Source organism: Sorangium sp. So ce693 (assembly GCF_051521375.1).
GTDB classification, from domain to species: Bacteria; Myxococcota_A; Polyangia; order Polyangiales; family Polyangiaceae; genus Sorangium; species Sorangium atrum.
On record NZ_CP150347.1, the window covers coordinates 6,316,178 to 6,336,068 of the forward strand.

Sequence of the window (19,891 nt, forward strand, 5' to 3'; positions counted from 1 at the left end):
TGATTTCTGCTCTACTCGTCGACTGTTATTGATATATCGATAGCGAGGTAGCCAATGACCACCACCCTTCGATTCGTCGCGCCCGCCGCCGCTTCCCTCGCAACTGTATTGCTCGCGATCTCGCCGTCATTGGCGGCTTCGTGGCAGACCCGGGTCAACTACGGCGGGAACACGCCCATGGACCTCTACGTCCCGGACAAGGTCGACGCTTCGCCGGGGATCGTGGTCTCGCTGCACTACTGCAGCGGTAACGCAGGAAACGCGCATGGCTGGTTCCAGGGTCTGGCGGATCAGCACGGCTTCCTCATCATCACTCCGCAAGCGGGCGGCAACTGCTTTGACGCAACGCCCGCGCGCAGCGGTGAGCGAGAGGCCATCACCAAGATGGTCCAGTACGCCATCACACAGCACCACGCCGATCCGACCCGGGTCTTCGCTGCGGGGGCGTCCTCCGGCGCTTGCATGACGAACGCGCTCCTCGCTGCCTACCCCGACGTGTTCGCCGGGGGTTCGGTGCTGGCTGGTGTTCCCGCCGGCGCCTGGACGGGAGGAAACGCCTATGGCTGGACGACCCCTGCCAACAGGACCGCTGCCCAGTGGGGTGACATCGTGCGCAAGGCGAGCCCGAACTTCACGGGCGCGCGGCCTCGGATTCAGCTCTGGCACGGAACGGCTGACACCACCCTCAACTACGACCCGAATTTTCCTGCCGAGATCGCGCAGTGGACGAACGTCCTGGGTCTGAGTCAGTCCGACAGCAAGACGAGCAGCTTCAAGGGCTCCTCGGATACCTGGAGTCGGGCCTCTTACTCGAATGCTGCGGGGACGCTCGTCCTGGAGACGAACTCCGCGCAAGGCGCCCCGCACGATCTCTCGGGGCGAGGCTTGTGGGCCGACGCCGTGCGCTTCTTCGGGCTGGATATGGACCCTCCGTCCACCGGAGAAGGCGCGGGCGGCGGTGATGGCACCGGCGGCAGCGACGCGTCGGGCGGAGGCAGCAGCGCCTCCGGCGCAGGTGGCGAAGGTGGCAGCGCAAACGGCGCCACTTCAGGCGCAGGTGGCAACGCGAGCGGCAGCACTGCCAGCAGCGGAGCGACTAGTAGCGGAGCGACCACCGGAGGCGCGGCGCAAGGCACCAGCGGAGCCACCACGGGCGGCTCGACGAGCAACGCGGGTGGAAGCACCTCTTCCGGAGACAGCGATCCGACCACGACAGGCGGCGACAGCGCGTCGGACGACGGTGGGTGCAGCTTCAACGTGGCCTCCAGGGGTCAGCTGCCCGGCGGCGCGCTCGTCGGATTGCTCGTGGCAGGGCTTGGCGCGCTGGCCCGTCGTCGTCGCCGATCTGCGGCGTAAGACGGACTCACCGTTCAGCTCCCGGGTCGACCGATGGATCCGGGAGCTCCCCGCCTCCTTTCAGGAAGGAAGCGGATCGCGTCGAAAGACGTCCTGTCAACCCGGTGCAGGTCCCGCAATCGGGGCTTGACGTTTCCGGGGCGTTTGGATTTCCTTCTCTCATCATGAAAACGGCTTTCACTCGCTTTCGACTCGTCGCATCGACGGCGCTCCTCGTCGCGGCCGCCGCGTCCTGCAGCAGCGAAGATGCCGCTCCTGGCACGCCAGGTTCGTCGGGCGGCTCACCGCCAGCGAGCGGGTCGGGCGGGACGGGTGGAGCAGCCGCGAGCAGCGGCGGTGCGGGTTCGGGCTCGGACGCCTCGAGTGCCCAAGGAACCGGCGGCACTTCTACGGGAGGGTCGTCAGCGGTCAGCACAGGCGCAGGGGGCGGAGGCGCGGCATCGGGGGGTTCGGGAGGGTCGACGCCCGAGACGGGCGATCGCTCGCCGGAGGGCACCTGCGCGCGCTTCAACGCCGACACGGCCGACATGAGCGAAGGCACGTGGAGCGGCTCGCTCGATCCCGAGTGCGACCCGGGAGACATCTCTGCCGAGGGTCGAGCGAACGCGCTCCGGCTCTTCAACCTGTACCGCTGGCTGGCGGACTTGCCCCCGGTCGTGACCGAGCCCACCCGCGACGCTCAGGCCCAGGCCTGCGCGCTCATGATGGACGCGAACAACTCGCTCTCGCACGAGCCGCCGGAGAGCTGGAAGTGCTACTCGAAGACAGGCGCGGACGGCGCGAGGACAAGCAACATCTCGAGCGGCCCCGGCGTTGCGAGCGTTCAGGGCTATCTGATCGACCCCGGGAACGAGACGACCTTCGGCCACCGGCGCATCATCCTTGCGAACGATCTCGGTCCGATCGGCCTCGGCTCCACCGGGAAGAGCGGCGCCTCCTGCATGCAGAACATCGGAGGGACGGGGCGCGCAGGCAAGGAGTGGACGGCATGGCCTCCGCCCGGAGTGTTCCCGATTCAGGCGTACGGCGACCGCTGGAGCACGCTCAGCGACACCGGCTGGTCGATCCAGAGCGAGGACATCGAGCTCGAGAACGCCGAGGTGACGATCACGAGCGCCGGAGCCCCTCTGGCCGTCGATGTCGAGCCGCTCCAGGGGCGCTACGGCTCCACGAACGCCATCCGCATCGTGCCGAACGGCTGGGACCCTGAAGCCGGCAACACCTACTCCGTGAGCGTCTCCGGAATCTCGGCGACCATCGCCTACGACGTCGTGTTCGTCGACTGCGAGTAGAGGATCCTCGCCAACGCAGGGCAGTGGACCACCGCCCGCCCCCTGGTCGATTCCCTGACCGCCGCCCATCGCGCCACGGCATCGCTGCTCGACGCGATCGAGGCCCAGGGGTTTTCATGGGGTGTATCCGACGGCAACTGACGGCGCAGCCGGTCAGCGCACGGCGGAGAGGTCGAGAAGCAAGAGCGTCATTTCGGGACCTTGACGTCGAGCTTGCCGAGGCGCGCGAGCAGCGGGCCCCGATCCTCCATGGCCACGCCGACGAGCCTCCGCGCAGACGCATCGTCGAGCTTCGGGACGGATCGCGCTGCGAATCCTGCCTCGTCCGCGGAGGAGACCTGAAAGATCAGGTGGTAGACGCCGCTGTTCGAGACCGCGAGCACGCGCTGCATCTCCCCCAGGCCGAGCAATCGGCAGAGCGCCGCGGCAAGGAACCCCGCGGCAGCACGAGCGAGAGCGCCGCCGCGAAACGAGAGCGAGACGTGGTGCTCGCGTCCGTCCTTGCCGGCCTCGGCGACTGTATACACAACGGCGATGTCGGCAGACGTGATGAACGCATTGCCCTCGGCGAACGGGTCCGCCGGCGGGCCCTCCCCGGCGCGCCTGAGCGCTGTCTCCTTGGCGCGGCCGACCCCGCGCGAGAGCTCGATCAGGTGGTCCGGCGAGAACAGCCGATCGTAACGCGGCCGCTTCATCGCGAACCGGTAGACCAGGAACACAACGAGCCCGACGAGCAGCCATTTCAGCATCGGACCTTGCACCTCCGCGCCCGACCGCCGAGACAGACCATCACGCGCGCGGCGAGCGGCAGGGCGGGCGCCTCGCTGGCCTGCGTCGAGCCCGGCGCGCACCCCTTATCCTGGATCGCCGCAGCATGCGCCTTCCGTCGTCCCATGGCGAGGCATCGTGCCGGTCCCGGCGCGATTCGTCCACGGGGAATCACCTCTGCCGTCGCCTCTCGCCTACCCGCGCCTCACGCCCTTGCGGCTCGTCGGGCTGGCGGATCCTGGCCTCCCCCGGCTCGGGGCCGGGCGCCTGGCTCAGCTGGTGGATTGGTCTGGCGCACGTGCTGCTGGCGACGGTAGGCCCCCGGCGCCATGCCCGACCATTGTCGGAACGCGTGGCTGAACGAGGCCTCCGATGCGTAGCCGGTGAGCTGAGACGCCAACGCGAGCGTCGCGCCTTCGCGCAGCAACATCGTCGCCCGCTGCATGCGCATCCGCGTGAGGAAGCCGAGCGGCGGCTCGCCGACGAGGCTCGTGAAGCGCGCAGCGAAGGCGGACCGCGACAGCCCGACCTGCTCGGCGAGCGAGGCGACCGTCCACGGATGCTCCGGTCGGCCGCTCATCAGGCCCAGGGCCGTGGCCACGCCCGGATCGCGCAGCGCGCTCACCAGCTCGAGCGATCGACACGAGTGCGAAGGCTCGTCGCCCAGCGTCTCGACGTAGGCCCGCATCACGTGGATGAACAGCACGTCTGCCATGCGGGCGAGCGCGAGATCGGAGCCGAACGGCCTCGACTCGATCTCGCGCGCGAGGAGACGGAGGTGCTCCACGAGCGCCGTCTGACCCGCGCCCGCACCCGCGAGCCGGAACACGGCCGGCAACGACGACACGATCGGGACGGAGAACGGATCCTCGAGCTCGACGAGCGCCGACGTGACCCTCGCCTCGGTCCCCACGCCGCCCAGGGTCAGGCGCCACACGCGCTCGTCACCGCCCGCGCGGACCCCGGGCAGCGCTTCGAAAGCGACCACCGGCGTATCAGCACGATCCCGGAGCGAATGCGCCCGGCCGTGCGGTACCACGGCGACATCACCGGTCGCCAGGGCGAGCGCGTGGCCGTCGTTCTCGGCCGAGACCCAGGCCGCGCCGCTCACCACGTGGTGGACGCAGAAGGCCGAAGGCCTACCTCGAAGCGCGACGCCCCATGGCGCCCTCGCGTCGAGGCAAGCCCACGACGCCGACCTCGCTCGAACCGAGGACAGGAGTTCGCTCAGCGCGTCCATGAGCGGCCCCGGCTGGACGATTTCGCAAACAACGTGGACGCGCTCGGCTGGTCGCAGCCGCTCGAGCGCCGCATGGTTGGGGGGTGATTCGAGGCCTTCATTCGCCTCGGGAAGGGTAACTCATGTCCATTGAAGCGACCACCGAGCCGGTGCTGGTCACCGGCGCCACGGGGAGGCAAGGCGGGGCCGTCGCCGCTGCGCTGCTCGAGGGAGGCGTCCCCGTGCGTGCGCTCGTTCGTGACCCTGGCGCGGCTCCTGCAATCGCGTTGCGCGCTCGAGGCGCGGCCCTCGTGCGGGGCAACTTCGACGACCCCGGCTCGCTGCGCGTCGCCTGCGAGGGGGCGCGGGCGGTGTTCTCCGTGCAGCACCCGAGCATGGCCGATCCCGAGTCGGACTCCGAGCGAATACAGGGGAAGAACCTCGTCGAGGCAGCCCGGGCCGTCGGCGTGCCCCAGTTCATCCACACCTCGGTGTCCGGAGCCGGCGCGCACCACCGGCGAGCGCCGGGCTGGGAGCTCGAGCGAGGCCATATACGCAACTACTGGGAGAGCAAGGCGTACACCGAAGAGCTTGTGAAGAACGCCGGATTCCGCTTCTGGACCCTCATCAAGCCGTCCTTCTTCATGGAGAACTTCGTCCGCCCTTCCATCATGTTCGAGGGGGGCACGGGGGACCGCCTGCTCACCACGATCGCGCCTGACACGGAGCTGGCCCTGGTCGCCGTGCAGGACATCGGGGCAGCGGCCGCAGCCGCTGTCCAGGAGCCGTCACGGTTCCACGGCGTGGAGCTCGAGCTCGCGAGCGAACGGTTGACGATGCGCGAGATTGCCCGTGCCCTGGCCCGTGCGCTCGACCTTCCCATCGAAGCTCCGTCGCTCACGGCCGACGAGGCCATCGCCCGGGGTCTGATGCCCACGATTGCGCGCCCGCACGAGCGGCTGAACCACCACGGCAGCCCGGCCACGCCCGAGGCGGCACGGGCGCTTGGCATTCCACTCACCAACTTCGAGACCTGGCTTCGACACCACCCTCTGTGAGGCCGGGGGCTCGCCCGATCACGCGCGTTGCTGCGACGCCGGGAGCCGCCCTGATCTGATCGCCGCGCGCGCGATGGCCCCGAGCTGGCGGAACTGGCGGCGCGGGTGGCGGCCGCCAGGTCCCGGAGCGCGGAGAGGGCCAGAAGATCCGGCAAAAAGGCCGCGGCACACCGCTCGCACGACGTGCCTACCAGAACGCCGCGAGGTCCGACCTCGCGCTGGTCCCGCCGTTGCGGGACGGCGCGAGGCCCGGAAGCGGCGTGCTAGCCCGAGCCGGCGTCACGCGCCGCGCTCGGATGGAGGCACCCATGTCGGTTCATCATGCCATGTCCATGCTTCTCCCTGTCCTCGCGCTCGCCTGCTCCGCAGCGCAGGGCGGCGCCCCGGAGCCACCGGAGAGCACCACACCGCAGCGCGACGACGCAGCGGCGCCGGCCAGCTCGACAAGCGCGAAGAGCTTCGTCGACGCCGAGTCGTACTTCACGAGCTCGGCCGAGATCGACGCCTGGTACGGGCTGCTCCGCGAGCTGAACGACGACTTCGATGTCGTGTGCGGCGACACGTTCTGCGAAGGCGATTTCACGAACTACATGCCGCTTCGACTCCGTTGCTCCGTCGAGGAGCACGCCGGGACGATAGGGAGCTGCGTGTGGGTCCTCGCCGCGAGCAACGAGGAGGTCGTGCCTTCCACGGGCGATGTGGAGGTGGACGCGAGGATCTTCCTCTGCGAGATGCCCGTCGCCCCGGACACCGCCGTGACCGACCTCGTCGAGGCGCTCTCGGCGCCGTCAGGTCGGGCGATCAACGCGGCGCTCCCTGGAACGGACCGATCGCTCTACGACGGCCTCGTCGAGTGCCTCTGACAGCTCGCCAGCGTCGGCCAGCGCGACCGTCGAGCCGCGCCGGCGGCGCCTGATCCTGCCCGTCGGTCGAGCGCCTCAGGCGCCGCTCTCGCCCGTCACCGGCTCGCCTTCGGCGAGCAGCCGCTTGAGCGTGCCGAGATCGACGGGCTTCACGATGTGCTCGTCAAACCCGGCTCCACGCGCCCTCTCGCGGTCGCCCTGCTGCCCGTAGCCGGTGAGCGCGATCAGATAGACGTTCTTGTGCTGGGGCTTCTCTCGAACGCGGCGCGCGAACTCGAGGCCGTCGATCCCCGGCAGCCCGATGTCCACGATGGCCACGTGCGGGAGCACCTCGTCCATGAGCTCGATCCCCGAGATCCCGTGATTCGCCGAATGGCACTCGAACCCGGCGCGCGTCAGGAGCGCGCAGAGCGCCTCGCGGCCGTCGTCGTTGTCCTCCACGACGACGACGCGCGATCTCCTGGGGAGCTTCCCGGAAAGCGAGCCGCGCGCCGCCTCCTGCTCGGATGGCGGCTCGGAGATCGGCAGCCGCACCTCGAACTCGCACCCTTTGCCCTCTCCCTCGCTCCGCGCGCTCACGGTGCCGCCGTGCTTTTCGACGAGGCCTCGGACGAGGGTGAGCCCCACGCCGAGCCCCCCCGCCGATCGGTCCAGGGTGCGGCTCGATTGCACGAAGAGCTCGAACACCGTGTCGAGCATCTCCTTCGGGATCCCGACGCCGTCGTCCTTCACGCGGACCACCGCGTGTCCGTCCACGCGCTTGGCCTCCAGCGTGACATGACCCCCTCGCGAGGTGTACTTCGCAGCGTTGTTGAGCAGGTTCACGTGAACCTGCTGGAGCCGCGCAGGGTCGCCCTCGACCCAGATCGGCTCGGGATCGACGATGACCGCGAAATCGACGCCGCGCGTGTCCATGAGGTTCTTGACCGCGTCGGCGGCGTCCTTCACCACCGAGCCGAGGTCGAGCACGCGCTTTCGAAGCTCGATCTTGTTCTGCGTGACGCGGCTCGCCTCCAGCAGATCGTCGAGCAGGCGCGCCATCTGCGCGGACTGACGCTCGAGGATCTGGACGATCTTCTCGTCGATCCCGGACGCGCCGGAAGGCGCGGAGCAGTCTTCCTTGAGCAGCGCCGTGGCGTGGACGATCGCGCCAAGAGGGTTGCGGAGCTCGTGCGACAGCATGGCGAGGAACTCGTCGCGCCTGCGCACGGCGTCCTTGATCTGCTCCTCCGACCGCTTTTGCGCGGTGACGCTCCTGAAGATCCCGATGATACCCACGATGTGGCGCGCCGCGTCGATGAGCGGGAGCCGCGTGACGAGGTCCCACTCCACGACGCCATCCTGCCGCACGCGCTTCTCCAGCTTGTAATGCTGCGCCTCGCCGGTCCGCAGCACCACCTCGTCCTGCTTGTGAACGGCGAGCGCCGCCTCGTACCCAGGCAGCTCGAAGCCGGTCTTGCCCGCCGCTTCGCCTGGATCGGAGAGGCCGAGGCGCTCCGCCATGGCGTTGTTCGTGCGAATGAACCGGCCGCGCGCGTCCTTGAAGTAGATCGCGTCGGGCACGCTGCGGAGCAGGCTGTTCAGGAGATAGCGCTCGTGGAAGAGCGCGTCCTCCGCCGACTTCAAGCCGCTCACGTCGATGAGCGTGAGCACGACCCCCGCGATGGTGCCCTTGGCCCGGTAGGGGAGGATGCGAAGAAAGAACGAGCGACCATGCCGGTCGCGCAGCTCGCGCTCCACGCGCTCCCCCGTCGCGAGCACGCGCTTGAGATCCGCGGTGAGCTCCGGGTGGTCGACCGCATAGGTGAACGTCTCGATCGGCCTGCCAACGTCCTGCAAGAGCAGGTTGAAGCTCTCCGCGATCTGCGGCGTGAATTTCCTGATCTTGAGCTCCCTGTCGAGGAAGATGGTGCCGATGTCCGTGCTCGACAGGAGGTTCTCCATGTCGTTTCCGAGCTCGGTGAGATCGGCGATCTTCCGCTGGTACTCCGCGTTCACCGAGTAGAGCTCCTCGTTGACGCTCTGGAGCTCCTCGTTCGTGCTCTGCAGCTCCTCGTTGGAAGCGAGGAGCTCTTCGTTCGCCGCCTGCAGCTCCTCGTTGCTCGCCTCGAGCTGCTCGGTCGTCGCCTGCAAGGTCTGCTTCGTGTAACCGAGCTCCGCCTCGAGCGCGCCGAGCTGCTCGCGCGACACGTCGTCCAGGTCGATCTCCTTCACCGGCACCGCCGCCCGGCGCGGCGCCCCGTCGTTCGCGTCGATCGCGTCGAACGTGATGAGGACGTGGGGCAAGGAGCCTCGTCGGCTCTCGACCCGGCGCATCGTGATCTTGTAGACGCCGCCCTCCGCCTGCACCCCCTTGAACACGATCGCCGTGCGCTCGTTGACGACGCGCCGGAGGCCCCCCGTCAGCACCAGCTTGAGGTCGCCGTCCAGCATCTCGAAGGCGTCGAGCCCCTGTCTGCCATCCTTGACCTTCAGGAACCGGCTCGCGCCGCCGAACGCGTGGACGAGCTCCCCTGTGTCATTGACGAGGAGGCTCGGAGGCATGAACTCGTCGAGCAGCGCGTCGTAGGTCCCGAGCAGGTACGACGCCGGGTTGCGCGTGACGGGCGCGGTGATCCCCGAGCGCGGGGCGCTCCGGGCCTTCGTCGATGCCGGCTGAAAGCGGGGCTCGACCTGCATCCGCCGGTCGCTGTACTTCCGGTAGATCCGCCATTGCTTGTCGACGATCTCGAAGTCGTGCGCGAGGTGCCCCGGCGTCTCGCTGGGCCCGAGGAAGACCACGCCCCCGCGGTTGAGCGCGAAGTGAAAGAGGCTCAGGACCTTCTGCTGCACCGCCGGCTGAAGGTAGATGAGCACGTTGCGGCAGCTGATGAAGTCGACGCGCGTGAACGGCGCGTCCTTGATCACGTTGTGGTGCGCGAAGACCACCGCCTGGCGGAGATCCGGGACAACCTGGTAGCTGCGTCCGCGCCGGATGAAATGCCGCTCGAGGCGCTCGGGGGAGACGTTCACCACCGCCTCTTCCTCGTAGAGCCCGCGCGTCGCGATCTCGAGCGATCCATGGTGCACGTCGGTCGCGAAGACCTTGAACGGGCGGTGGCCGGTCCGGGAGGTGAGCTCGTGGAGGAGGATGGCGAGCGAATAGACCTCTTCGCCCGTCGCGCAGCCGGCGACCCAGACGCGGAACGGGGCGTCGCGCGGCCCCGCGCGCAGGAGCTCGGGGAGCACCGAGCTCTCGAGGATGCCGAACGCCTCCTCGTTCCGGAAGAAGCGCGTCACGCCGATGAGGAGATCGCGGTAGAGCACGTCGAGCTCGCTCGACTTGCTCCTCAAGCGCTTGACGTACTGTTCGATATCGTCCGTATGCGCGAGCTGGATCCGCCGCTCGATGCGCCGGGTGACCGTGCTCGGTTTGTAGTGCGTGAAGTCGATGCCGAACTGCTCCTCGAGCATCCTGTAAACCGCGCTCATCCCCTGATCGACCCTGACCGCGTCCCGCTCCGGGCTACGCCCCTTGGACCTCACGTGATCGAGGAGGACGCGCGGCATGTCCTGGGGAGGCAGGACGCAGTCGGCCACACCGGCGTCTCGCGCGGTCTTCGGCATCCCGTCGAACTGCGCGCTGTCGACGTCCTGCACGACGACCAGCCCGCCCGCCTCGTGGACCGCGCGGATCCCCCGTGAGCCGTCGCTGCCACCCCCGGAGAGGACCACGGCGATCGCCCGCGGGCCGCAGTCCTGCGCGAGGGATCGAAAGAACACGTCGATGGGCAGCGCGAGCTCCTGGTCGCGATCCCGCTCGCTCAGGAGGAGGCGGTCGCCGGAGATGATCATCTCCTTCTTCGGCGGGATCAGATAGACGTGGTCGGGCTCGACCAGCATGCCGTTCTCGACGAGGTGAATGGGCAGCTCGGTGCGGCGCCCGAGGATCTCGTCCATCAGGCTCTTGAAGTCTGGCGACAGGTGCTGGACCACGACGAAGGCCATCCCGCTCTCCTTCGGGATGTTCTCGAAGAAGTGCTCGAGCGCCTCGAGTCCCCCCGCCGAAGCGCCGATCCCTACGACGTAAGGCGCCACGTCTGGCTGGACTGTGCGGGGTCTTGTCTTTGTGGCATCGCGCACCTCGCGCTCGGTCGACATGACCGACCTCGACGGCAGCAAGCGTGCCCAGGCTGTGGCCGCTGGCGAACGACTTCACCTGGGCCAAAATCCCCGGAATTCAGCCGGCGAGCGGACGTCGGATGTGTGGCAAATTGCCTCGCTGCGCGCCCCATGTGAGTCTTGCGGCCTCGCAACGGCTCAGGGACGGCGGGGTTCGTGCGCAGGGAGCGAGGCTCCCTCTCAGGCGGGGTTCGTCAGAAGGTCGGTATCCCGGTGACGACGACCTTCTCCGGCCGGACGCCGCGGTGGACGAAGAGGTCGCGGTCTCATCATCTCGTCGCCTCGCTTCCCGCCATGGGGGCGGGCGCGGGGCGGAACGCCGCCCGGCCGCCGAAGAACACGAGCAAGCCGAGCGCTATCCACACGAGCTCCTTGGCTCTCTTGATGAGGACGAAGGCGGCGCCCACCGTGGCGGCGGCGGGCACGCCGAGCGCGGTCAGGAAGGCGACATAGCCGGCGTCCTGCACGCCGAGCCCGGCAGGCACCATGAAGGCGGCGGCGCGGAGGAGCGCGAGGACGACCTCGAACGAGAGGACCTCGGGGAGCGAGACGTCGACCCCGAGGAGCCGGAGGAAGAAGTACGTCTCGGCGCCCTCGGCGAGCCACATCCCGAGCAGCAGCAGCGCCGCGGCCGCGAGCGCGGGGCGGCGCTCCCCGAGCGCGGCCGCGTGCCGGTCGGTCGCGGAGAAGGCCGCGGCCCTCGCGTCGATATAGGCCTTCACGCGCTGGCCGGGCAGGCGCTTGAGCCACGCGAAGACCCGAGACGCGACCGTCCCCGAGAGGAGCGCGCCCGCGAGCGCGAGCGCCACGGCGAGCAGGCCGAGCCCCGAGAGGACCACGAGCCACGGGAGCCCCGGCCCGCCGATCAGGGGGCGCGAGGCGCGCTCCAGGTGGCCGAAGCCGAGCGCGAGGGCGATCGCCACGTAGGCGGCGTTCGCGAGGACGATCAGCGCCCTGCGCGCCGCGATGCCGGCGACGGCCTGCGGCCCCGGGGTCCCGCACCACCGGTGCAGCAGATAGAACGTGACCGACTCGGAGAGGGCAGCGCCGGCGGGGACGCTCATGTTGAGCGCCTCGGTCGACAGCGTGAGCGCGAGGTACCGGGAGAACGGCGCCGGCCGCCCGGACGCGGGGTTGCACGTGTCGAAGACGCGCCGGCTCGCCTCGGCCTGGAAGAGCCGCGCGACGAGGTTGGGAACCAGGGCGAGCGCCATCATCGGCGCCCCCACCGAGGCGATGAGCGCCGCGACGCTCGGGAGATCCGCGCCGCGCAGCGTGCTCCAGAGCGCCGCCGCCGCGATGGCGACCCCGAGCCACCTCAGCGCGACGGCGCCCGCGCCCGGGCGGGATCGCGCCCCGGGGACAGGCTCATCGTGGGCGTCACGGGCAGCGTCAGGGGCAAGGAGGGGCATCGCACGTTCGCGCTCCGGCGCCGGCCGAGGGCCTGAGGCCGAGGGCGCATGCTCGTATCGCGCAGGCGCGTCGCGCGCTGATGTCATGGGCGCAACGCCGCGGCGACACGTCGCGGCACGCCGCGACACGCGCGGTCGTGTGTCGAGCCCGTCCGCTCCGGTCGAGCGCGTCCGACGCGCTCGAGCAGCCGACGAACGCGCGGCGTGACGCGGGGATCGGCTATCTTCCTGGTTCGCTGAAGACGCGCGGGAGCGGAGAGCGGCTCCTCGGCGGGGTGGGAGGGGGCGGTCGGAAGGATGGAAGGAAGAGCGAACGTGGCGACGGATCAGGACAGCATCGAGCGGCTCCGGGTGGAGAACGCCGGATTGCGAAAGGAGATCGACAGGCTCCATGAGCAGGTGGGGCGCCGGGAGGAACGGACGCGGCTCATCCTGCAAGCGGCCGTCGAGGGGTTCCACGTCGTCGGGTTGAACGGCGAGATCCTCGACTGCAATCCATCCTTCGCCGGCATCGTGGGTTACGACCGGAGCGAGCTCCTGACGATGAACATCGGCGAGATCGACCCGCGGCCGCCGCACGAGGTCGTCATGGTCATCGAGGAGATCAAGGCCAAGGGGTCGCTCCGCTTCCTCGCGAGGCACCGCCACAAGGACGGCCACCTGATCGACGTCGAGGTCAGCTCTCACCTCGTCCAGAGCGGTGATGAGCAGTTCTTCTCTGCCTTCTCGCGCCCCCTCACGGAGCAGCTGAGGCGCGAGCAGGCGCTGCGCGAGAGCGAGCAGAAGTTCCGGGCGATCTTCGACGAGACGTCGATGTTCATCGGCCTGCTCACCCCGCAGGGGGACCTGATCGAGCGCAACCGGACGATGGCCGATTTCACCGGGGCGCGGCCGGGCGAAGCGCGCGGCGGGCCGCTCTGGCAGGCGCCGTTCTGGGTCGGCGGAGCGAGCGCAGGGGAGCGGATCAAGGAGTGCGTCCGCCGGGCAGCGGCGGGCGCGCCGTCGTCGTGCGAGGTCCAGATCCACGGGCCCGGCGGGCGCGTGGCGACGCTCGACCTCAAGATGAAGCCGATCCTCGACACGCTGGGCCAGAGCGTCCTCCTGATCGCCGAGGGGTACGACGTGACCGAGCTCCGGCGGGCCGAGGCGGAGCGCGCGGCGCTTCAAGCGCAGATGATCGACGCGCAGGAGGCGACCATCCGGGAGCTCTCGACGCCGCTCATCCCGCTCGACGCGGGGATCCTGGTGATGCCCCTCGTCGGGCGGCTCGACCGGGTGCGCATCGAGCAGCTGCTGGAGCGCTTGCTCCAGGGGGTGGTGGCGCAGCGCGCGGTCACGGTGATCCTCGACGTCACCGGCGTGCCGGTGGTGGACGCCGAGATCGCGGACTCGCTGATCAGGGCGGCCCAGGCGGTGAAGCTGCTCGGCGCGGAGGTCATCCTCACCGGCGTCGGCCCGGAGGTGGCGCAGACGATGGTGAGCATCGGCATCGATCTCCGGGAGATCGTCACGCTGAGCTCGCTCCAGAGCGGGCTCCACCACGCGCTGGGGCGCTCTCGCCGTGGCGTCGGGAGGAGGTCGGGCGGCCCGCGGCGCCGCGACGGGTGACGGGCTGCAGAGCGCCTCCCCGGAGGGGCGTCGCCGTCAGGATCGCGCTGGGGTCAGCGGCGGATCGGCTCGGCGAGCCAGCGCACCAGCGCATCGCCGTCGAGATCGAGCAGGGCATCGTCGAAATCGCCCAGCCCGATGGCCTGTGCGCGCTCGACGATCGAGCGCTCCTCCTCGGCAGTGGGCCGGCGCCCGACCCGCCGCGCGAAGAGGCGGCCGAGCAGCTGGGCGATGGCCTGCTGCTCGGCCTCCCGCACGCGCTCGTCGAGCGCCTCTCTCATCCACGGTACGCTCCAGAGCAGGTCCTTCTCCGTTTCCCTGTCGTCCATCAGCATGACGATCTCCTTCCGCAGATTGTGCCCCCAGGGGTCGATGGCCGCCATGACGAGGAGCGCTGTATATAACTCGACCCGCTCCTCGCCGGTCGCCACCCGCGCGTGGATCTCCGCGACGACCTCCCGCATCGCGGCGGCGGTGGCGTCCCGGGCAAGCGGGGCGAACACGAGCCAGAACACGCTGCCGCGCGCCCTGAGCTCGGCGACCGTGCGCTGGTAGACCGCGTCGATGCGGAAGCGCGCGCCGCTGAACTGCCGCTCGCGCCAGGCGGTGCGGCGCGTCCCTGTCGCGGGCAGGCGCTGCCTGCGGCCCGAGGGGACCACGGCGACGCTCTCGATGGGCGGCACCGGCTCTCCGGGGGCCTCGCGCCGAAGCGCGGCGAAGAGGAAGCCGAGGTACTCGAACATCTGGTCGGGCACGTCGTCGCGCCACGCGAAGCAGAACTCGACGTGCAGCACGCGCAGCTCGGCGCCGACGCGCAGGCGCAGCGCCTTGTCGAGGCGCCGCTCGAGCTTCGTGACCTGCGTGTCTATCCAACCGAGGACCTCGACCGGCGTGCCCTCGGGGACAAAGGCGCGCGTCAGGTCGCCGGGGCACCTCCGGGCGATGTGGCGCAACGTGATGTCGGCATCTCCCATGGAGCGCGACCTCGGCAGATCGCGTACCAGGGAGCGAGTCGCCGAAATCAGCCGGGTGCCGCGGGGCGTGGCGCGCTTCGGGGCTGGCGCCGCCATGGCGGACGGCGGCCTCCCCCGCGCCGGCGGCAGGACGGCGCCCGCGCGGCGCGCCGCTAGGCGGTGCGGCCGCGCGCCTCGCGCACCAGCGACACCATCGCCTTCCGCACCTCGTCCGTCGCCGAGACCGGCGCGCCGAACGGGAGGCGCGCCGCCTTCGGCCCCGCCGGCGTGATGACATCCAGCTCGAAGCCGTAACGATCGACCGAGGTCATCGTCGCGCCGGTGGCGTCCTTGATGCCGGCGAGGACCTTCGCGTATGCGAGGACCGCGTCGGCGTGATCGGTGTTCATGTGCTCGAGGATGCCCGCGGCGTCGGCGGCGAGCGGATCGGGCTCGGCGGCCGCGTACGCGTCGGCCTCGACCCAGGACATGCGGCCGAAGCCGCCGACGTAGCGGATCGACACCGGGTCGAGCCGGTAGAAAGAAAAGTCAGTGAAATCAACGTAGTATGACGCGCGCGGGTGCGCCGCGAGGAAGCTCGTCCGGGCGGCGGCCGCCTCCGCGCCTTCGAGCGGGCGGCACGGGCCCATCAGGGTCATCCGGCCGAGCGCCAGCGGGTCGGCCAGGCCCTCGGCGGGCTCGGCGAGGAGCAGCGACGCCTCGGCGCGGACCTTGAGGTTGCCTGTGTGCTCGGCGAGGGCCGAGAGCAGCAGCAGCGGGCGCCCGTGCGCGTCCACGGTGACGGCGACGAGCGAGCCGTAAGGATAGCCGGCGGGATCCCGCGCGAGCGTGCACAGCGTGGCGGCGCGGGCCCGCTGCGCCAGCGTGCGGCAGCGCTCGGCGTGGCTCGGTGCCTTCGCGCCCTGGAGCGGTGGATCCGCCGCCGGCTCCGGGCCGGCGCCGGGGCGGCCATGGTCTGTGCTCGTCGACATGGAAGGGCGGGTAGCACGCCGGGAGGGCCGGAGGAACCGGGGCGCCGCGCCGCCCGGCGCTACGACGGCAGCACCCGGAGCCGCCCTCGCTGCGCTGCCACGTCGCGTCCGCCCGCCTCGGCCGGACGCGCAGGCGCGGGCCGCGCCACGGCCTGCGGCCACGCCGCGAAGTCCTCCGGGAGCGGCCCCGGGAGCGCCGGCTGCGCGGTCCGCTCCAGGAGCTGGAAGTCGCAGCGCGCGACGAGATCGAGCGGGAGCCCCTTGCCGGGCCCGCCCTTCGCGAACCACGCGCGCGCCGCCTGCACGTTGCGGATGAGCACGGCGTGCTGCGGGTCGCGCTTCGCCGCCGCCGTGAAGTGGTCCTGCATCGCCTGCCAGTCGCGCCGGCCCGCCGCGACGCACGCGAGCGCGTTGAGCGCGAGCCCCGGCAGCGGATGGCCGAGCTCCAGCGCGCGCGCGGCGTGCCGCTCCGCGAGGTCGAGCCGCCCCGCGTCGAGGTAGGCTACGCCGAGCTCCAGGTGCGCCGCGTGGTGATCGCCGAGCCGCTCGAGGATCGCCAGGCGCTCCTCCACCCCCTCGCGGTAGACCTCGCGCAGCCCCTTGTTCTTCTCGAACCAGGCGCTCATCAGCGCCGTGTCCTCCTCCGAGGCGTCGAACGGCGTCTTGAGCTCCTGGAAGTCGCCGCGGAAGTAGACGTCGCGCTCCAGCCAGCCCGCCGCCTCGGCGTCGTCGAAGTCACGCGTGCCGGGGTAGATGGACAGGCACGAGAAGATATACTGGTGCGGCCTCGCCGCCTCCAGGAACGCGAGCGTCTCGCGGAACGTCTCCGCCGTCTCGCCGCGGTTGCCCAGCATCATGTAGTAGCGGACCTGGATCCCGTACTTCTTCGCGAGCTCTGTCGACTCGATGATCTTCTTGACCGTGATCTTCTTGTCGATGTTCTTCAGGATGGACGGCGAGCCCGACTCGACGCCGAGGCTCAGGCGCTGGCAGCCGGCGAGGCGCATCTCGCGGAGCAGCTCCTCGCCGAGCACGTCGACGCGCGTGTCGCAGCTCCACAGGAAAGAGATCTTCCGATCGCGGATGCCGCGGCAGATCTCGATGACGCGCTTCCGGTTCGTCGTGAAGGTGTCGTCCTTGATCTGGACCATCTTCACCGGCAGCTTCGCCACGGCGGCCTCGATGGAGTCGAGCACGTAGGGCACCGACTGGCCCCGGAAGCCGCGGCCCCAGGTCGCCTCGGCGCCGCAGAACGTGCACGCCCAGGCGCAGCCGCGCGAGGTCATCACGATGTGCGTGGCGAAGTGGTCGTGCGGCGACGCGAGCGCGTCGAGCTCCTCGATCGCGGGCCGGGGCGGGCCGAGCTCGACCCGGCCGTCGACGCGGTAAGCCGTGCCGGCGACGCCGAGCGCGGGGCGGCCGGCCTCGAGGCGCTCGAGGAGCTCGAGGAACGAGTGCTCGCTCTCGCCGAGCGTCACCGTGTCGATCTCGGGGTGGTGCCGCAGCATCTCGGCCGCGAGCGGGGTCGCGTGCGGGCCGCCGACGACGATGTGCGCCCCGGGGTGGAGCCGCCGGATGCACCGGGCGGTGAGCGCCACGCCGCGCCGGTTGGCGGTCCAGCACGACAGGCCGAACACGTCCGCGCCGAGCTCGCGCACGACCCGCTCGACCTGCGAGAACGGGTACGACGAGAGGTTCAGCACCTTCACCTGGTGGCCCGCGCGGATGGCCTGCGCGCCCAGCGAGAAGAGCCCGTACGGGGTCTGGTGGAAGTCCGGGTCGAGATCGCCCTCGCGGTACTCGGCCGGCGGGCCGTCGCCGCTCGCGTCGAGCGCCTCCCCGGGCGCGGGGATCTTCCAGGGCGGTGGGTAGAGCAGCGCGATGCGCATCGTTCCTGCCTTTCCGGTGCCGTCGATCACGCGGGCGCGGCGCCGCGCTCGCTCCGCGCGCCGCCGGGGCCGTCGGCGTCGATGTGGCGCGCGCGCGCGATCCGGGCGTAGAGCTCGGCGCTCGGCCGCGGGCTGCGCTCCTGGGTCACGCGGTCGACCTCGACGAGCCCGAAGCGCGGGGCGTACCCCTCGGCCCACTCGAAGCCGTCGAGCAGCGACCAGTGCATGTACCCGCGCACGTCGACGCCGCGCTCGATGGCCCGCGCGACCTCCGCGAGGTGCCGCACGAGGAACCGCGGGCGCTGGTCGTCGTCGGCGTCGGCGATGCCGTTCTCCGTGATGTAGATCGGGACCCGGGCGCGGGGCCACCAGGCGTCGAGCACGTGGCCGAGCCCCTCGGGGTAGATCTCCCAGCCGAGATCGCTGACCTCCGCCCCCTCGGGGACGAGCCGCCGGAGGAACCCCGCGCGCGCGTGCGCCGGCGAGAAGCGGACAAGGTCGCGGCTGTAGTAGTTCACGCCGAAGAAGTCGTGCAGGCCGCTGTCGCAGACGGCGCGCGCGAAGGCGTCGTTGAACAGCCGCTCGAAGAGGGCCGCCCACATGCGGTCGGCGAGCCGCCCGAACCGCTCGGGCTCGATGACGCGCAGGTGGTGCGCCACGCCGACCGAGATGGAATGCCCGCGCCGGCCCGCGGCCTCGTGCATGGCGCGGTACATGGCGGCGTGGGCGCGGAAGAGGTTCTGGTGGGCGCGCACCGCCTCGACGGGCGAGCTCCGCGCAGGCGGCCAGACGCCGAGCAGGTGGGCCTGCAGGGCGAGCATGTTGGGCTCGTTGATGGTGATCCAGAGCTGGCACAGGTCGCCGAGCGCCTCGACGGCGCGCTCGGCGAAGCGCGAGAGGAGCGCCGGCAGATCCTGCGAGAGCAGGCCACCCCGCTGCGCGACCCAGCGCGGCAGGGTGACGTGGTGGACGGTGACCATCGGGGTGATCCCGGCCTCCCGGTGCGCGCCGAGCACGTCCCGGTAGTGGTCCCACGTGGCGGGATCGAACTCGCCCGGCTCCCGCTCGACGCGGGCCCACTCGATGGAGAGCCGGTGCGCCCCCATGCAGAGCCGCGCCTGGAGCGCGACGTCCTCGCGGAAGCGGTGCAGCTGGTCGCACGCGTCGTCCGGCGTGTCGCCGCCGCGGACGCGCCCCGGCTCGCGCGCGAACGCGGCCCAGTCGCTCTGCGCGCAGTGCCCCTCGACCTGTGTGGCGGAGGCGGCAGTGCCGAACAGGAACCCGTCCGGGAAGCGCAGATCCTCACCCATGAGCGCGCATCCTACGCGAACTCGCGCCGGGCGGCTGCCTTCCGGAGCAGCCGTCCGTTTGCTCGACGGGCCGGGCGCCGGTACGCTCGGCCCTGTGTGCGCGGCGCGGTGCGTAGATGCGGGGGGCGCGCGCCGCCGAGCGCGCGCCCTCGCCGCCGCCTCGCTGGCCGCGGCGCTGCTCCACGGGGCCGCGCCGGCCCGGGCGGACGGGGTCGGCTGGGCGACGGCCCAGGCCGCCGAGCTGACGCGCCAGGCCGAGGCTCGCGCCGCGGCCGGCGAGGCCGACGTGGCGCTGCAGCGGTACCTGGAGGCGGTCCGCTTCGACGCGACCTACGGCCCGGCGTACCTCGGGCTGGGCGCGCTGTACGAGCGGGCGGGCGATCCGCGCGAGGCGGAGCGCGCGTATACCGTGGGGCTGGACCACGTGAGCGGCTTCGTCGAGGGCCACCGCGCCAGGGCGGCGCTGCGGTCGCGCGAGGGGCGGCGCGAGGAGGCGATCGCCGACCTGGAAGCGGCGGCGGCGCTCCGCGGCGACGACGGCGGGCTGTTCCAGGAGCTCGCGGCCGCGTACGTGGCGGCGGGCGCCCTGCCGGCGGCGCTCGGCGTCGCGCGGCGGCTCTCGGCGCTCGCCGCGCGGAACGGCGATCGCGCCCTCGCGGCCGCGGCGACGACGCAGGCGCGCGCGCTGTCGGTCCTTGTCGGCGAGGCCGATCCGGTGCGCGCCGGCGGCGCCGATCGCGGCCCGGTCCGGCGCGCGATCGCGCGGTACGCCGCGGGGCCTGCGCGGGGGAACGCCGCGGATGGGCGGCGCGAAGGGCGGTGATGCCACGGCGTCGGCCCAGCGGCCGTATCGGGCGCGGGGAGCGGCCAGCGGCGCGGCTCGCTTGACCTCCTATCGGACAGGCCGCCTATGGCTGAGACCCGTTATCCAGGGCGGCGAGCCCGGATAACGGGGCTCGCCCGCGGCGAGCGGCCCCGGACGGGGCAGATTGTCACGTTCGCCCCGCCGC

14 protein-coding genes are annotated in these 19,891 nt (G+C 71.1%); 6 read left to right on the forward strand and 8 right to left on the reverse strand.

The window, feature by feature from the left end; genetic code table 11:
* Positions 1–54 precede the first annotated feature (54 nt).
* Positions 55–1,356 (forward strand): extracellular catalytic domain type 1 short-chain-length polyhydroxyalkanoate depolymerase, encoded by a 1,302-nt coding sequence (locus tag WMF14_RS23450; RefSeq protein WP_437803802.1) that lies wholly within the window; start codon positions 55–57, stop codon positions 1,354–1,356.
* A gap of 527 nt (positions 1,357–1,883) precedes the next feature.
* Positions 1,884–2,648, forward strand: coding sequence for a CAP domain-containing protein (locus WMF14_RS23455; RefSeq protein WP_437803803.1), 765 nt, complete (start codon positions 1,884–1,886; stop codon positions 2,646–2,648).
* Positions 2,649–2,836: 188 nt separating this feature from the next.
* Here the strand turns inward: WMF14_RS23455 and WMF14_RS23460 are convergent, their stop codons facing one another.
* Both WMF14_RS23460 and WMF14_RS23465 read right to left on the reverse strand, forming a co-directional pair.
* On the reverse strand, positions 2,837–3,397 hold the full coding sequence (locus tag WMF14_RS23460) for a hypothetical protein (protein ID WP_437803804.1): 561 nt from the start codon (positions 3,395–3,397) through the stop codon (positions 2,837–2,839).
* 224 nt (positions 3,398–3,621) lie between these two features.
* Positions 3,622–4,656, reverse strand: coding sequence for an AraC family transcriptional regulator (locus WMF14_RS23465; protein WP_437803806.1), 1,035 nt, complete (start codon positions 4,654–4,656; stop codon positions 3,622–3,624).
* Positions 4,657–4,784: 128 nt separating this feature from the next.
* On the opposite strand from WMF14_RS23465, the gene WMF14_RS23470 reads away from it, so the two are divergent.
* Complete coding sequence (locus WMF14_RS23470; RefSeq protein WP_437804274.1) at positions 4,785–5,693, forward strand: NmrA/HSCARG family protein; 909 nt, start codon at positions 4,785–4,787, stop codon at positions 5,691–5,693.
* Between the two features lie 326 nt (positions 5,694–6,019).
* Complete coding sequence (locus tag WMF14_RS23475; protein ID WP_437803808.1) at positions 6,020–6,556, forward strand: hypothetical protein; 537 nt, start codon at positions 6,020–6,022, stop codon at positions 6,554–6,556.
* Between the two features lie 75 nt (positions 6,557–6,631).
* Here the strand turns inward: WMF14_RS23475 and WMF14_RS23480 are convergent, their stop codons facing one another.
* Both WMF14_RS23480 and WMF14_RS23485 read right to left on the reverse strand, forming a co-directional pair.
* The gene (locus WMF14_RS23480) at positions 6,632–10,633 is read right to left on the reverse strand and encodes a chemotaxis protein CheB (RefSeq protein ID WP_437803811.1); all 4,002 of its coding nucleotides are present in this window, start codon (positions 10,631–10,633) and stop codon (positions 6,632–6,634) included.
* Positions 10,634–10,986: 353 nt separating this feature from the next.
* Complete coding sequence (locus WMF14_RS23485; RefSeq protein ID WP_437803813.1) at positions 10,987–12,129, reverse strand: lysylphosphatidylglycerol synthase transmembrane domain-containing protein; 1,143 nt, start codon at positions 12,127–12,129, stop codon at positions 10,987–10,989.
* Positions 12,130–12,444: 315 nt separating this feature from the next.
* Here WMF14_RS23485 and WMF14_RS23490 point away from each other — a divergent pair, with 315 nt between their 5' ends.
* Entirely contained in the window at positions 12,445–13,737 is a 1,293-nt protein-coding gene (locus tag WMF14_RS23490; RefSeq protein WP_437803814.1) for a PAS domain S-box protein, read from the forward strand.
* 53 nt (positions 13,738–13,790) lie between these two features.
* Here the strand turns inward: WMF14_RS23490 and WMF14_RS23495 are convergent, their stop codons facing one another.
* From WMF14_RS23495 to WMF14_RS23510, 4 genes are all read right to left on the reverse strand, one after another.
* Positions 13,791–14,711, reverse strand: a complete 921-nt coding sequence (locus tag WMF14_RS23495) for a hypothetical protein (RefSeq protein ID WP_437803816.1) — start codon at positions 14,709–14,711, stop codon at positions 13,791–13,793.
* A 152-nt stretch (positions 14,712–14,863) separates the two neighbouring features.
* Positions 14,864–15,682 carry a HugZ family protein gene (locus WMF14_RS23500; RefSeq protein WP_437803818.1) on the reverse strand — a complete coding sequence of 273 codons (819 nt, stop codon included), beginning with the start codon at positions 15,680–15,682 and terminating at the stop codon, positions 14,864–14,866.
* Positions 15,683–15,741: 59 nt separating this feature from the next.
* Positions 15,742–17,571, reverse strand: a complete 1,830-nt coding sequence (locus tag WMF14_RS23505) for a radical SAM protein (RefSeq protein ID WP_437803820.1) — start codon at positions 17,569–17,571, stop codon at positions 15,742–15,744.
* A 26-nt stretch (positions 17,572–17,597) separates the two neighbouring features.
* The gene (locus WMF14_RS23510; protein WP_437803822.1) at positions 17,598–18,881 is read right to left on the reverse strand and encodes a glycoside hydrolase family 1 protein; all 1,284 of its coding nucleotides are present in this window, start codon (positions 18,879–18,881) and stop codon (positions 17,598–17,600) included.
* 58 nt (positions 18,882–18,939) lie between these two features.
* On the opposite strand from WMF14_RS23510, the gene WMF14_RS23515 reads away from it, so the two are divergent.
* Positions 18,940–19,704: a tetratricopeptide repeat protein gene (locus WMF14_RS23515; protein WP_437803824.1), complete on the forward strand. Its 765-nt coding sequence runs from the start codon at positions 18,940–18,942 to the stop codon at positions 19,702–19,704.
* Positions 19,705–19,891 lie beyond the last annotated feature (187 nt).